This is a genomic window from Marinobacter sp. AN1, from assembly GCF_026013985.1.
GTDB lineage: Bacteria > Pseudomonadota > Gammaproteobacteria > Pseudomonadales > Oleiphilaceae > Marinobacter > Marinobacter segnicrescens.
On sequence record NZ_CP110342.1, the window covers coordinates 1,467,336 to 1,481,859 of the forward strand.

14 protein-coding genes are annotated in these 14,524 nt (G+C 59.2%); 7 read left to right on the forward strand and 7 right to left on the reverse strand.

What is annotated here, in order from left to right:
• Nucleotides 1-183: 183 nt before the first annotated feature.
• A complete protein-coding gene (locus LJ360_RS06660; protein ID WP_091849128.1) occupies nt 184-741 on the forward strand; it encodes a zinc ribbon-containing protein in 558 nt (185 codons plus the stop codon).
• A 63-nt stretch (nt 742-804) separates the two neighbouring features.
• Here LJ360_RS06660 and cysN read toward each other — a convergent pair whose 3' ends face one another.
• The 3 genes from cysN to LJ360_RS06675 all read right to left on the reverse strand — a co-directional run bounded on the left by cysN (nt 805) and on the right by LJ360_RS06675 (nt 4,011).
• Nucleotides 805-2,463: a sulfate adenylyltransferase subunit CysN gene (cysN, locus tag LJ360_RS06665; RefSeq protein ID WP_264995645.1), complete on the reverse strand. Its 1,659-nt coding sequence runs from the start codon at nt 2,461-2,463 to the stop codon at nt 805-807.
• 1 nt (nt 2,464) lies between these two features.
• On the reverse strand, nt 2,465-3,373 hold the full coding sequence (cysD, locus tag LJ360_RS06670; RefSeq protein ID WP_091849126.1) for a sulfate adenylyltransferase subunit CysD: 909 nt from the start codon (nt 3,371-3,373) through the stop codon (nt 2,465-2,467).
• A gap of 185 nt (nt 3,374-3,558) precedes the next feature.
• Nucleotides 3,559-4,011, reverse strand: coding sequence for a PilZ domain-containing protein (locus LJ360_RS06675; RefSeq protein WP_245742475.1), 453 nt, complete (start codon nt 4,009-4,011; stop codon nt 3,559-3,561).
• A 371-nt stretch (nt 4,012-4,382) separates the two neighbouring features.
• Between LJ360_RS06675 and rimO the strand changes: the two genes are divergently transcribed.
• Entirely contained in the window at nt 4,383-5,720 is a 1,338-nt protein-coding gene (gene rimO / locus LJ360_RS06680) for a 30S ribosomal protein S12 methylthiotransferase RimO (RefSeq protein ID WP_264995646.1), read from the forward strand.
• A 61-nt stretch (nt 5,721-5,781) separates the two neighbouring features.
• Here the strand turns inward: rimO and LJ360_RS06685 are convergent, their stop codons facing one another.
• The 4 genes from LJ360_RS06685 to gatC are packed head-to-tail and all read right to left on the reverse strand — an operon-like array spanning nt 5,782 to nt 9,696.
• Nucleotides 5,782-6,447: a carbonic anhydrase gene (locus LJ360_RS06685; protein ID WP_264995647.1), complete on the reverse strand. Its 666-nt coding sequence runs from the start codon at nt 6,445-6,447 to the stop codon at nt 5,782-5,784.
• Nucleotides 6,448-6,464: 17 nt separating this feature from the next.
• A complete protein-coding gene (gene gatB, locus LJ360_RS06690; protein ID WP_264995648.1) occupies nt 6,465-7,916 on the reverse strand; it encodes an Asp-tRNA(Asn)/Glu-tRNA(Gln) amidotransferase subunit GatB in 1,452 nt (483 codons plus the stop codon).
• Between the two features lie 22 nt (nt 7,917-7,938).
• Entirely contained in the window at nt 7,939-9,384 is a 1,446-nt protein-coding gene (gene gatA, locus LJ360_RS06695; protein WP_264995649.1) for an Asp-tRNA(Asn)/Glu-tRNA(Gln) amidotransferase subunit GatA, read from the reverse strand.
• Nucleotides 9,385-9,408: 24 nt separating this feature from the next.
• Nucleotides 9,409-9,696: an Asp-tRNA(Asn)/Glu-tRNA(Gln) amidotransferase subunit GatC gene (gatC, locus tag LJ360_RS06700; RefSeq protein ID WP_091849122.1), complete on the reverse strand. Its 288-nt coding sequence runs from the start codon at nt 9,694-9,696 to the stop codon at nt 9,409-9,411.
• 179 nt (nt 9,697-9,875) lie between these two features.
• On the opposite strand from gatC, the gene LJ360_RS06705 reads away from it, so the two are divergent.
• The 5 genes from LJ360_RS06705 (at nt 9,876) to rng (ending at nt 14,520) form a co-directional block, all read left to right on the forward strand.
• Nucleotides 9,876-10,916 carry a rod shape-determining protein gene (locus LJ360_RS06705; RefSeq protein WP_091849121.1) on the forward strand — a complete coding sequence of 347 codons (1,041 nt, stop codon included), beginning with the start codon at nt 9,876-9,878 and terminating at the stop codon, nt 10,914-10,916.
• 114 nt (nt 10,917-11,030) lie between these two features.
• Nucleotides 11,031-11,927, forward strand: coding sequence for a rod shape-determining protein MreC (gene mreC / locus LJ360_RS06710; protein WP_264995650.1), 897 nt, complete (start codon nt 11,031-11,033; stop codon nt 11,925-11,927).
• Nucleotides 11,927-12,403: a rod shape-determining protein MreD gene (gene mreD / locus LJ360_RS06715; protein ID WP_264995651.1), complete on the forward strand. Its 477-nt coding sequence runs from the start codon at nt 11,927-11,929 to the stop codon at nt 12,401-12,403. Before mreC ends, mreD begins: the two co-directional genes overlap by 1 nt.
• 19 nt (nt 12,404-12,422) lie before the next feature.
• A complete protein-coding gene (locus tag LJ360_RS06720; protein ID WP_320108786.1) occupies nt 12,423-13,031 on the forward strand; it encodes a Maf family protein in 609 nt (202 codons plus the stop codon).
• Nucleotide 13,032: 1 nt separating this feature from the next.
• Nucleotides 13,033-14,520 (forward strand): ribonuclease G, encoded by a 1,488-nt coding sequence (gene rng / locus LJ360_RS06725; RefSeq protein WP_091849118.1) that lies wholly within the window; start codon nt 13,033-13,035, stop codon nt 14,518-14,520.
• The last annotated feature ends 4 nt before the right edge of the window (nt 14,521-14,524 follow it).

Consider the following 14,524-nt stretch of genomic DNA (forward strand, 5'->3'; position numbering starts at 1 on the left):
CCTGCCATTGCCGTTTGGTACCTTGTGTCGGAAAGAAGCCGCCAGCGGGCTTCGATCAGAAAAATGTTGCCGAAGTGTTGTTAAATTGGCCGGACATTCTAACGTACTGGCGCGGCAACAGGTAGCCTGCCAAACGCCCGGCTTTATGCCACACTGAGTGAAACGACACCGTAAGGAGTGGCCATGACCGACCAGGAACGCAAAGATCAGCCGAAACAGCTTTCCAACCAGGCGCTTGAAGCCTACGACCGTATGCTGGAGCGGGTGGAAAGCCGGCTCGCAGACGCCGAAGAACGCACGCTGGATACCCTGCGGCAGGAGATCGACGATGCGGTAGAGTTCGAAACGGAACTGGAACGCCTGACCCGGGATGAGGCCAGCCTGTTGGCGGCTTACCTGAGGCGGGACCTGGAACACCTGGTCACCTTTGTTGGCGGCACGGGGGAGGGGCTCAGGGAATGGCTGCAACTGGACCTGTCACTACTGGAGCACAAGCTCCAGGACCTGCTGTTCTCCATCGCCGACAAGACGCGGCTGGACACCCTTGAGCTGGACCAGAAGCTGAAGAACGAAGACGTTACCCATTATATGACGGGGGAGGTAGCTACCGCTGGCATGTTCCGTTGCCTGAATTGCGGTCACATGACATGCCTTACCGCAACCAGCCAGTTGGGGCCCTGTGAGGCGTGTGAGAGTCACTATTTTGAGCGGGTAACGGGCCAGTGGCCTCCCGCAACGTGACTTCCCCTGCGGTCCGCTTGCGGGACGCAGGGGAAGGGTAGTGGGCGGATGATCCGCCGGGTCTCAGGCCCGGCGGTTCCGGATGAGGCCCTGGAGCAGGTCGTTGACCGCCCCCGGAATGTCGTCACCACTGTCCGCCTCTACACTGATAGTGGCTACGTCGGTACCCAGGTTGACCGCAACGGCGATCAGGCCATGGGACGCCAGCAACTGGGCCGTGCGACGGCGGTCATCGGCGGTTCCGGCGTTCTCTTCGGTGAGGACCACGGACGTCTTGCCCTGGTCGAACAGTGTTCGCTCTACAGCGATGGCCAGGTCGCCCGCCTTGCGCCCGTTACAGGCGATGATGGCAGGCGTCTGCGCCAGGCGGCGTTGCCGCTCTTCGGCGGTAACCGGGTCGAGGGACTCCACGTCGCTGGCGGTGCCCGCGATCATGCCAGCGCCGATGGTGACGTTGGTCAGACGGTCGATGACGATAAAGCTACCGGTAGCATGGTTGCGCGGGTAGGCATCGAAGGCGACGGGCTGACTCAGGGTGAGCTCGCACAGACCGATTTCGTTCAGGGCCAGTTGTGAGGGGCTGGCGCTCTGTTCCAGGGTGTTTACATCTGTCTGGTGATGAATCTTCTTTACCGTTGCCGAAGTAAAGGTTGGTCCCAGTTTGATGTCATACAGGCGGCCCGTTTCCAGCGGTGCATCGGTCATCCAAACGATATTGGCGTTGAAGCGGTTGCCCACCTCCGGCTCGTCTTCAACTTTCACCAGCATGTCGCCCCGACTGATGTCGATCTCGTCATTCAGGGTCAGGGTAACGGCCTGGTCAATGTAGGCTTCTTCCAGGCTGCCATCGAAGGTCACCACATCCTTTACGGTGCTCTTGCGACGTGAGGGCAGGGCCATGACCTCATCCCCCGGGCGGATCACGCCTGAGGCGATTGTGCCGCAGAAACCGCGGAAATTCAGGTTGGGGCGGGTGACGTACTGTACCGGGAAGCGGAAGTGCTCCAGGTTCTTGTCCCGGGACACCTCTACGGTTTCCAGGATTTCCATCAGGGGCTGGCCGCTGAACCAGGGCGTGTTCTCACTCCGGTTCACCACGTTGTCCCCCTCAAGGGCGGAGATCGGTACGAAGCGGATATCCTTCAGGCCCAGCTTGGCCGCGAAGGCCAGGTAGTCTTCCTTGATCTCGTTGAACCGTTCCTCGCTGAAGTCCACCAGGTCCATCTTGTTAATGGCAACCACAATGTGGCGGATGCCCAGCAGGGACGCGATATAGGAATGCCGGCGGGTCTGTGTCAATACACCGTAGCGGGCGTCAATCATCAGGATCGCAAGCTGTGCGGTGGACGCGCCGGTGGCCATATTGCGGGTGTACTGCTCGTGACCGGGGGTGTCAGCAATAATGAACTTGCGTTTGTCGGTGCTGAAGTAACGGTAGGCCACGTCAATGGTGATGCCCTGTTCCCGCTCAGCCTGCAGGCCGTCCACCAATAGCGCCAGGTCCAGCTTCTCGCCGGTGGTGCCCATCTTGGCGCTGTCGGTTTTCAGGCTGGCCATGTGATCTTCGTAGATCATCTTGGTGTCGTGGAGCAGGCGGCCAATGAGGGTGCTCTTGCCATCATCCACACTGCCGCACGTCAGCAGGCGCAGCAGTTCCTTGTTCTCGTGTTGCTTCAGGTAGGCCTGAATATCTTCGGCAATCAGATCAGACTGGTGTGACATCTCAGAAGTACCCTTCCCGCTTTTTCTGTTCCATGGAACCGGCAGAATCGTGGTCGATCACGCGGCCCTGACGCTCGGAGCTGGTAGCCAGCAGCATTTCCTGGATGATTTCCGGCAGCGTGTCCGCCTCGGACTCGATGGCACCGGTCAGCGGGTAGCACCCCAGGGTGCGGAACCGGACGGATTTCATCATCGGCTTCTCGCCCTCCCTGAGTGGCATACGGTCGTCGTCCACCATGATCAGGGTGCCGTCCCGCTCCACGACCGGCCGTTTGGCGGCGTAATAGAGAGGGACAATCTCGATGTTTTCCAAGTAGATGTACTGCCAGATATCCAGCTCGGTCCAGTTGGACAGCGGGAACACGCGGATGCTTTCGCCCTTGTTAACCTTGCCGTTGTATATGTTCCACAGCTCCGGGCGCTGGTTCTTGGGGTCCCAGCGGTGGTATTCGTCCCGGAAGGAGTAGACCCGCTCCTTGGCTCGTGATTTCTCCTCGTCCCGGCGGGCACCACCGAAGGCGGCATCAAACTTGTACTTGTCCAGGGCCTGCTTGAGGGACTGGGTCTTCATTACATCGGTATGCTTGGCGCTGCCGTGGGTGAATGGACCGATGCCCTGCTTCACGCCGTCCTCGTTGATGTGGACGATCAGGTCCAGGCCATATTCCTTTACCTTCCGGTCCCGGAAGTCGATCATGTCCCGGAACTTCCAGGTGGTGTCCACGTGCATCAGTGGGAATGGCGGCTTGCCCGGGTAGAAGGCCTTGCGTGCCAGGTGCAGCATGACCGCGGAATCCTTGCCGATGGAGTAGAGCATTACCGGGTTGTCGAACTCTGCGGCGACCTCCCGGATGATGTGGATACTTTCAGCTTCCAGCTGTTTGAGATGGGTCAGGTTGTACGTGGTCATAGTTCAGCTCACCGGGGCATGGCGGAAGCATGCCCAAAACAGGGATAAAGAGGCGTTGTCAGAGGAAGGCTACTATACCAGTGGCGGGTGCTTATAAGAAGGTGAGCTAGTAGAGTTTCCGGCTATAACAATATGCGCAGAGCGGCCAGCCGGTTATAGGCCCCGGGCTGCGTTGTCAGCGGGTTTCAGTGAGTGCCGTCGGTCAGCAGGCGATGGACGTACTGGTCTACGTAGTCAAAACCACGGCCGTCGAAATCAACAAAGCGGATGCCCAGGTGGAACTCGTCCCTGGCCACCCGGCGCAAATGGGCGATATGGCATCGAGCTGACAGGCTAACGGTTTGTTGGGCCAGCACCGGTACCTCGAAGCGGGCGTGGACGTCAATCCAGTCGCCGGGAGCCGGTGGACGCTTGCCCGGGATCAGGGTTGCCGTGACCTCGTTGGTGCAGCGCAGCATCATGCCGGCGCGGGAAAGGTTGCACATTTCGCACTCGATGGGGGGCTGGCCCGGGCGGTTCACGGTCACGGTCAGGGAGACCTCGACCCGTTGCTGGTCACGGAGGTTCGGTTCGGCGGAACGGGGTTTGACCCGCATCGGCTTGGCCGGGGCGGACTCGACGTTGAGCGGCTTTCCCATGGTCATATCCTGTTCGATCGTGTTACCTGTCGTGCCCGAAAATTAGGTAACGGCGCTCTGAAAAACCTGGTGCGCGTCCTGCATCCTGACAATGGCGTTGCTGTCGATCAGTGCTGTGTGGCGATTTTCCCTCGCCGGTACCAGGCCTCTTTTCGGAGGCTCGGAGAACAAGTCTGTAACTTCGGGCGGAGATTACAGTTTTTATTATCCATCGAGTGTAACTGGTGGTTTAGTGACCAGCAAGAGAGTGTGTCGTGACGGCTGTCATGTTATGAAACATTCGTTTGGACAAGGATTGCACACCTTCTGGTGGCTGGCCTTGGTGAGGTAGAATGCCCGGGTTTCACTTTCTGACCTTGAGCGGCCCCCTGATGACACAGAAAACTCCCGCCACTGGTAGTGGCAAAGTCGGATTTATCAGCCTTGGCTGTCCCAAAGCCCTGGTGGACTCGGAACGCATCCTGACCCAGCTCCGTCTCGACGGCTATGACGTCGTGCCAACCTACGACGATGCCGACATCGTGGTTGTGAACACCTGTGGCTTTATTGATGCGGCCAAGCAGGAGTCCCTGGACGCCATTGGTGAAGCGATCAATGAGAACGGCAAGGTCATTGTCACGGGTTGCATGGGGGTGGACGCTGAAAAGATCCGGGAAACCCATCCCGGTGTGCTGGCAGTTTCGGGTCCCCAGGCTTACGAGGAAGTGGTGGGCGCAGTCCATCAGTATGTCCCCCCAAAAAAGGACCATGATCCCTTCGTGGACCTGGTGCCGCCCCAGGGCATCAAACTGACACCCCGTCACTACGCCTATCTGAAAATCTCTGAAGGCTGCAACCACAGCTGCACCTTCTGCATCATTCCGGACATGCGTGGCAAGCTGGTAAGCCGTCCGATTGGCGATGTCATGGACGAAGCCCAGCGCCTGGTAGATGCCGGGGTGAAAGAGTTGCTGGTAATCTCCCAGGACACCTCAGCCTATGGCGTGGATATCAAGTACCGCACCGGATTCTGGCAAGGCCGGCCGCTGAAAACCCGGATGCAGTCCCTGTGCGAGGCGCTGGGTGAGATGGGCGTCTGGGTACGCCTGCATTACGTCTATCCCTATCCGCACGTAGACGACATCATTCCACTGATGGCGGAGGGCAAGATCCTGCCGTACCTGGATATACCTTTCCAGCACGCCAGCCCAAAAGTGCTGAAGGCCATGAAGCGTCCGGCCCACGACAGCAAAACCCTGGAGCGCATCAGGAAATGGCGGGAAATGTGCCCGGAGCTGACCATTCGCTCCACCTTCATCGTTGGCTTCCCGGGAGAAACCGAGGAAGACTTCCAGTACCTGCTGGACTGGCTCGATGAGGCCCAGCTGGACCGGGTTGGTGCGTTTACCTACAGCCCGGTGGAAGGCGCAAAGGCCAATGAATTGGAGGGCGCCGTCCCGGAGGACGTGAAGGAAGAGCGCCTTGCCCGGTTTATGGCCCGGCAAGCGGAAATCTCCACCGCCCGTCTGCAAGCGAAGATTGGCAAGACCATCGACGTATTGATTGATGAGGTGGACGAGGAAGGCGCCATCGGCCGCTCCAGGGCCGATGCTCCGGAAATTGATGGTATGGTTTACCTGAATGGCGAAACCGAACTGCAGCCGGGGCAGATTGTCCAGGTGGTGGTAGAGCATGCTGACGAGCACGATCTGTGGGCTGTGCTGGCCTGACGCGAGGGCCAGGTACCTATAAACCCGAAGCCCCGGTTCTCCGGGGCTTCGTCGTTCCTCCTCAGTCGTTGCTGACTCTGGCAACGATGTCGGCATAGTACTCGTCGAAGTCCTTGAACTGGATGCTGTCGCGGCCGCAACAGCGAATGTTGCCGGACTTGATATCGTACACCCAGCCGTGAATCTCGATTTTGCCGGTAGCCAGTTTCGCGGCTACCACCGGGTGAGTGCGCAGGTGCTGGACCTGCTGCTGTACGTTCTCTTCAATGGCCTCGTTGAGATATTTCGTGTCCAGTGGCTCGTCACCGGCGATACCGTGGCGCTCCCGCACGATTTCCATGGCAGACCGGCAGTGGCTGAGCCATTCCTTGACGTGGGGCAGGCCCTTCAGGGCCGGAATGTCCAGCGCACCCTTGATGGCACCGCAGTCGGTGTGACCACAGACAATAATGTGCCGCACATGCAGTACTGCCACCGCATATTCAATGGAGGCGGTCATGCCTCCGGTCTCGTTGCTGTGAGGCGGGATCACGTTACCGGCGTTGCGGCAGATAAACAGGTCACCGGGGTTGGAGCCGGTGACCATGTTCGGGTCAATGCGCGAATCGGAGCAGGTAAAGAACAGTACGTCCGGATTCTGGCTATCGGCGAGGGCGCCAAACAGGTCCTTATGTTCCGGATAGACGTTCTTTCTGAAATCGATAACGCCGCGAACAATATGATCCATGGTTTTCCTCCGGCCCTTCAAGCGTCCAGCTTCTTCTGCAGAATTTCATTGAACAGCTTGGGATTGCCCTGGCCTTTGGACGCCTTCATCAGGGGCCCCATAAAGCCCCCGAGCATTTTCTTGCGTTTTTTCGGGTCCTCCTCGCTCTGGTACTGGGCCACCTGATCCGGCATGCCTGCCAGTACCTCGTCCACCATCTTCTCAAGCTCGCCGGTATCTGAAACCTGTTTCAGCCCCTTGGCATCAATAATGGTATCGACGTCGCTGCCGTCGCCTTCCCAGAGCGCCTCGAAGACTTTCTTGGCACCTGCTGAGGAAATGGTGTTATCGGCAATTCGCGTCACCAGCGCGCCCAGTTGTATGCCGCTGACCGGTGAGTCGTTGACGGACCTTTCCTCCGCGTTCAGGCGAGCCGAGAGTTCACCGAGAATCCAGTTGGCGGACAGCTTGGCATCCTTCCCGTGTTGGGCCGTTTCCTCGAAGAAGGCGGCTAGCCTGGCGTCTGCAGCCAGCAGGCCGGCATCGTAGTCGTTCAGTCCATACTGGTCCATGAAGCGGGCCTTGCGGGCGTCGGGGAGCTCCGGGAGGCTGTTGCGGGCTTCATCGATAAAGGCTTCATCGAGCACCACTGGCAGAAGGTCCGGGCAGGGGAAGTAACGGTAGTCGTTGGCTTCTTCCTTGGTGCGCATGGAGCGGGATTCATCCCGGTCGCCGTTGTACAGGCGGGTTTCCTGCACGATCTCGCCGCCGTCCTCCAGGATGTCCATCTGCCGTTCCACCTCGTGGTGAATGGCCTGTTCCATGAAGCGGAAGGAATTCAGGTTCTTGGTTTCCGTGCGGGTGCCAAGGGTGTCAGAGCCCTTTGGTTTGAGCGAGATATTCACGTCAAAGCGCATGGAGCCCTGGGACATATCGCCATCACAGATGCCCAGGGAGGTCACAATACCGTGAAGCTTTTTGGCAAAGGCAACGGCTTCCTCTGCGTTAGTCATATCCGGTTCGGTGACGACTTCGATCAGAGGGGTTCCGGCCCGGTTCAGGTCTACACCGGTCATGCCATGGAAGTCCTCGTGCAGGGACTTGCCGGCGTCTTCTTCCAGGTGCGCATGGTGGATGCGAACCCGCTTTGATTCACCGTTCTCGAGTTGGATATCCACGTAGCCGGGACCTACGATGGGACGGGCCAGCTGGGTCGTCTGGTAACCCTTGGGCAGGTCCGGGTAGAAGTAGTTCTTTCGCTCAAACACAGACCGGCGCTCGATCTCGGCATTCACCGCCAGGCCAAACATGACCGCGTAGCGGAAAGCCTGCTCGTTGGGTACCGGCAGGGTGCCGGGCATGGCCAGGTCAACGGCATTGGCCTGGGTATTTGGCTCGGCGCCATAGGCGGTGCTGGAGCCGGAAAAGATCTTGGTACGGGTGGCGAGCTGAACATGGATCTCCAGCCCGATGACGATATCCCATTGCATGTGACACTCTCCTCCGTCGGGCTTAGTTAGGCTCGCGCTGGTGCCAGTCGGTCACCTGCTGGAACTGATGGGCGGCGTTGAGCAGCCGGGCTTCGGAGAAATAGTCCCCGATGATCTGCAGGCCAACCGGCAGGCCGTCGATGAAACCGGCCGGGACCGACATGGCCGGCACGCCGGCCAGGTTGACGGCAATGGTAAACACGTCCTCCAGGTACATGGTCACCGGGTCGGTGCTCTTCTCACCCTGGACAAACGCCGGCGACGGGGAGGTCGGGCTCATCAGGACGTCTACCTCCCGGAAGGCGTTGATGAAATCCTGCTGGATCAGGCGGCGGACTTTCTGGGCCTTCAGGTAGTAGGCATCAAAGTAGCCGGCGGAAAGGGCGTAGGTACCCACCAGGATCCGCCGCTTCACCTCATTGCCAAAGCCTTCTGCCCGGGTGCGGGTGTACAGGTCCATCAGGTCCTTCGGGTCTTCACAGCGATAGCCATAGCGAACGCCGTCAAACCGGGACAGGTTGGCGGAGGCTTCCGCCGGGGCGATCACGTAGTATGCGGCTATGGCCAAATTTGCGTGGGGCAGGGACACTTCCTTAACCGTGGCCCCCAGCTTCTCGTATTCTTTTACCGCGTCACGGACCTGTTGCTCCATGGCCGGGCTGAGCTGCTCGGAGAAATACTCCTTTGGTAGCCCGATTTTCAGGCCCTTCAGGGGCTCGTCCAGGGTGGCCGTGTAGTCCGGTACCCCGCGATCCACACAGGTGGAATCTTTCGGGTCGAAGCCGGCCATTACGTTCAGCATCAGGGCGTTGTCTTCTGCCGTGCGGGCCATGGTGCCACCCTGGTCCAGGCTGGAGGCGAACGCGATCATGCCATAACGGGATACCCGGCCATAGGTGGGTTTGAGGCCGGTGACGCCACACAGGGCGGCGGGCTGGCGGATCGAGCCGCCGGTGTCAGTGGCCGTGGCCGCCGGTACCAGGCATGCGGCTACGGCTGCCGCGGAACCACCGGACGAGCCTCCGGGGACACGCTTGGCGCCCCAGGGGTTGGTTACCGGCCCGAAATAGCTGGATTCGTTGGACGACCCCATGGCAAATTCGTCCATGTTGGTCTTGCCCAGACATACTGCGCCAGCCTTGCGGAAATTGGCGGTAACTGTGGCGTCATAGGGCGGAACGAAGTTTTCCAGCATTTTCGAGCCGCAGGTGGTGCGCACACCCCGGGTGCAGAAGATGTCCTTGTGGGCAAAGGGGACACCGGTCCAGGGTGTCGCGTTACCATTGGCGCGCTGCTCGTCAGCGGCCCTGGCGTCTGCCAGGGCCTGGTCTTCGGTTACGGTAATGAAGCTGTTGTATTTGCCATCTTCACAACGGATGCGATCAAGAAACTGACGGGTCAGTTCGACGCTGGAGACAGTGCCCTGTTCCAGCGCACGGGAAAGTTCGGCTACGGATTTGTTGTGCATGGTGGTTCCTGGGTCGCTGGTCGGTCACTCGATAACGCGGGGGACAAGGTAAAGTCCATTCTCCGTTGCCGGAGCAATGGCCTGGAACTCGGCACGCTGGTCGGTCTCGGTAACTTCGTCCGGCCGCAGGCGCTGGACGGCGTCCAGGGGGTGGGCCAGGGGCTCGACGGACTCGGTATCGGCGGCGCTGAGCTGGTCCACCAGATCCAGGATATTGCCCAGGTCCTTTTCCAGGGCGGACACCTGTGCATCATCCACCTGGATGCGGGCGAGCACCGCAACTTTTTCAATGTCCTTGCGGGAAATGGTCACGCATTGCCTCCGGAATTAATGGAAAAGCGATATGTTAACAGATTCAGAGTTGTGCGCAGTACCCCGGTAAAGCTGTAAAGGCTTGTAACCCGGCGCATCGCGCCTTGCCTGCGGGGGTGCTCACTGCTAAAGTTGCCGCATCATTTCCAGACTGCATTTCTCAGGTTGAAATAACGCGAATGTTGAAACGTATCCGAGGCCTATTCTCCAGCGATCTCTCGATCGATCTTGGTACCGCAAACACCCTTATTTATGTCCGTGAGCGGGGGATCGTGCTGAATGAGCCTTCGGTGGTTGCGATCCGGACCAACAACTCCCAGAAGATGGTTGCCGCCGTCGGCTCCGAGGCGAAGCGAATGCTTGGCCGGACCCCCGGTAACATTACGGCTATCCGTCCCATGAAGGACGGTGTTATCGCCGATTTCGTGGTCACCGAGAAAATGCTGCAGCACTTTATCCACAAGGTGCATGAGAACAGCTTTATTACTCCGAGCCCGCGGGTGCTGGTGTGTGTGCCCAGCAAGTCCACCCAGGTTGAAAAGAAAGCGATTCGTGAATCCGCCCTGGGCGCCGGTGCCCGGGAGGTGTTCCTGATCGAGGAGCCCATGGCGGCAGCGATTGGCGCCGGCCTGCCGGTTGAAGAGGCCAGTGGCTCCATGATCGTCGACATTGGCGGTGGCACCACCGAGATTGCGATCATCTCACTGAACGGTATCGTTTACGCAGAATCCGTGCGGGTTGGCGGTGACAAGTTTGATGAAGCTATTGTCACCTATGTCCGTCGTAACTACGGCAGCCTGATCGGTGATTCTACCGCCGAGCGCATCAAGCACGAGATCGGCTGCGCTTACGAAGGCGTTGAAATCCGGGAGATCGATGTTCGTGGCCGCAACCTGGCGGAAGGTGTTCCCCGGGCTTTCACACTCAACAGCGAAGAGATTCTCGACGCTCTGCAGGAGTCCCTGGCGCAGATCGTCCAGACCGTCAAGAGCGCGCTGGAGCAGTCCCCTCCTGAGCTGGCATCGGATATTGCCGAGCGCGGCATTGTGTTGACCGGTGGCGGCGCCCTGTTGCGGGGCCTGGACAAGCTGATCAGCGAAGAAACCGGCCTGCCGGTGATCATAGCGGAGGATCCCCTGACCTGTGTCGCCCGCGGTGGCGGCAAGGCCCTGGAAGTTATCGACCGTGGCGGAATTGGCATGTTCTCCCAGGAGGGGTGACCGTGATTCCGGGTTCCGGCCTGACTGACTCATGCCCGATACCGCCGCTGGGGTTACGCCCCAGCGGCGGTTGCGTTATCGGGGCAAGGGGGTTGCGCCATTAAGACCATTTTCGTGCAGGGTCCTGTTCCGGGATTCCGTCTGCTTATAGTGCTGGTGTTGTCGGCGGTCCTGATCGTGGCAGATGACCGCTTTGAACGGCTCGAACCCTTGCGCAGTGGTATTGCCAGTGCGCTTGCGCCGGTATTCTGGTTGGGTAACGCCCCGGATCGTTTCGGGGATTGGTTTGCAGGCGTGGTTACCCCCAGGGAAGACCTGCTCAGCGAAAATGAAGCCCTCAAGGCCCGCCTGATGATCCTTGAGCGCCGTGCCCTCAAGTACGGTGCCCTGGCCGCAGAAAACAACCGCTTGCGGGAACTGATGAATGCCTCTGGGGCGCTTGATGACCGGGTCGTGGTCGCCGAGGTTGTCGGGGTGTCCCCGGATCCCTTCTCCCATGAGGTGATCATCAACAAGGGTGCCCGGGATGGTCTGGAGGCCGGTCAGGCAATCCTGGACTCCAATGGCCTGATGGGCCAGGTGCTTTATACCGCGGCGTTTACCTCCCGTGTATTGCTCATTTCTGACAGCAGCCATGCAGTACCGGTAGAAGTCCTGCGGAATGGCCTGAGGGCTATTTTGCTGGGCAATGGTGATATCGGTCAGCTGGAGCTGGTCCATGTGCCGGATACCGCCGATATCCGTGAAGGAGACGTCCTGGTGAGCTCTGGCCTTGGGGGGCGTTTCCCGAAGGGGTATCCGGTGGCTGAAGTCTCCCACATTACCAAGGACCCCGGTGCCCCCTTTGTGACTATTCACGCCACTCCGATGGCCCGGCTGAGCAGAAGCAAGCTGGTGCTGGTGGTGTTCTCTGAGGCCGGGGCGGCTGGTACTGAGGAGCTGTACGACCAGCAGGAAGCCGGCAGTATGGCCCCGGACGCTGGCCCGGAAACCGGCAGGGAGACCAACTGATGCTGTCGATAATCAGTTATCCGGTGATGTTCCTCAGTATCCTGCTGGCGCTGGTCGCAAGTATTTCCCTGTTCCCCCAGGGCTGGTTCGAGTTCCGCCCGGAATGGCTGGCGCTGGTCGTGTTCTACTGGACTTATCGGGCACCGGCCCAGTTCGGCATTCTGACAGCTTGGGTGCTGGGTCTCTTGCTGGACGTGCTCGAGGCGACGCCCCTGGGGGTTAACGGGCTCGCCATGGCGGTAGTGGCGTTCCTGGTGCTGACGGTCCACCAGCGCCTGCGAATGTTCCCGCTGATCCAGCAGAGCATAATCGTTTTCCTCCTGGTGGGGATCAACCAGATGCTGGTGCATTTTATCAAACAGATACTGGGAGCAGAGACGTCAGGGTTTGCCTACCTGTGGCCAGCCGTGACCAGTGCCGGGCTGTGGCTGGTGTTATGCCCATTGCTGGACAAACTGAACCTGAAACTCGGCTGACTGTCCTGTCGGAAAACGCATGATGAAACACTCGGTCATACTGGCCTCGGCATCGCCGCGAAGGGCAGACCTTCTCAGGCAGCTTGGGCTATCCTTTGATACACAGCCAGTGGCTATCGATGAAACCCCACGTCCGGGGGAGGAGCCGGAAGCTTATGTGCAGCGGCTGGCCCGGGAGAAGGCCCTCGCTGGCTATCAACAGGTGGGGCAGGCGGAAGCCCTTGTCATCGGCTCCGACACCACTGTGGTGCTGGAACACCGGATCCTGGGTAAACCTGTGGATCGGGAAGAAGCGAAATCAATGCTTCAGGCCCTGTCAGGCCGCACACACCAGGTAATGACCGGCGTTGCCCTGACGACCAGTGATGGTACAAAAGTATCCGTCAGCACAACCGATGTGGAATTCCGTTCCCTTGATGAACGTGAAATTGACGCCTACTGCGATACGGGCGAGCCCATGGACAAGGCCGGTGCATACGGCATACAGGGCCGCGGCGGCGCCTTTGTGGCATCCATCAAAGGCAGTTACAGTGCAGTTGTAGGGCTGCCCCTGGACGTGACCGCGGGCCTGCTGACAGGGGCAGGTCTGCCGGTCTGGCACTACTGGACATCCAACAACGGAGAATGACATGAGCGAGGAAATCCTGATCAACGTGACCCCGGTGGAAACCAGGGTGGCACTGGTTGAAAACGGGATGCTTCAGGAAGCTTATGTCGAGCGGACAACCCGCAGGGGGATTGTCGGTAATATTTTCAAGGGCAAGGTAGTCCGCGTCTTGCCGGGTATGGAGGCGGCCTTCGTCGACATCGGACTGGAGCGGGCTGCGTTTATCCACGCTTCCGACGTCATGCCATCCACCTCTGCAGGGGATAATGGCGATACCGGGGATGGTCCCAGAACGGTACCGGACATTCGTACGCTGCTACGGGAGGGGCAGTCCCTGGTGGTTCAGGTCACCAAGGATCCCATCGGCACCAAGGGCGCGCGGCTCACTACCCAGCTTTCCATTCCTTCCCGTTACCTGGTGTTCATGCCGGGTGTTCACCACATCGGGATTTCTCAGCGCATCGAGGATGACGATGAGCGGACCCGCCTGAAGGGCATCCTGGAAAGTGCCATCAGCGAGCAGGAAGACTGTGCCGGCGGCTTTATCATCCGGACGGCAGCGGAAGGGGTGTCCGAGGAGGACCTGCTGGCGGACATGGTCTATCTGCAGCGCCTGAACCAGTCTATCGTGGACCGGATAGAGCATGTGATGGCGCCGTCCATCATCTACCAGGACCTGCCCCTGTTTATCCGCACCATTCGTGACCTGATCCGGCCTCAAACCGAAAAGGTTCGCATCGATTCGCGGGAAAGCTATCAGCGGGTGATGGATTTTGTTCGTGAATTTGTGTCCGAATTCGAAACCAAGGTGGAGTACTATCCCGGCGAGCGCCCGATCTTTGATCTCTACAGCGTTGAGGATGAAATCCAGAAAGCCCTGAGCCGCAAGGTCCAGCTGAAATCCGGTGGCTATGTGATCATCGACCAGACCGAGGCCATGACCACCATTGATATCAATACCGGAGGGTTTGTCGGCCACCGCAACCTGGAAGAAACCATCTTCAAGACCAACCTTGAGGCCGCGCGGGCCATAAGCCGTCAGCTCCGGCTGAGGAACCTTGGGGGCATCATCATCATCGACTTTATCGATATGGAAGACCCTGAACACCAGCGCCAGGTACATCGGATGCTGGAGAAGATGCTCGAGCGGGACCACGCCAAGACCAAGATTACCGGTGTCTCCGAGCTGGGCCTGGTGGAGATGACCCGCAAGCGCACCACCGAAAGTCTTGGTCAGATTCTGTGTGAGCCCTGTCCCATCTGCGATGGCCGCGGCTTCCTCAAGACGGCCGAGACCGTATGCTATGAAATATTCCGGGAAATCCTGCGGATCAATCGCGCCTATGATGCGGAAAGTTACCTCGTGATGGGGTCACAGAAGGTGGTAGATCGTTTGCTGGATGAGGAGGCTGACAATGTCGCGGACCTTGAAACCTTCATCGAAAAGTCCATTCGTTTCCAGGTTGAACCCTTCTACAGCCAGGAACAGTACGATGTGGTGTTACTCTGAGCAC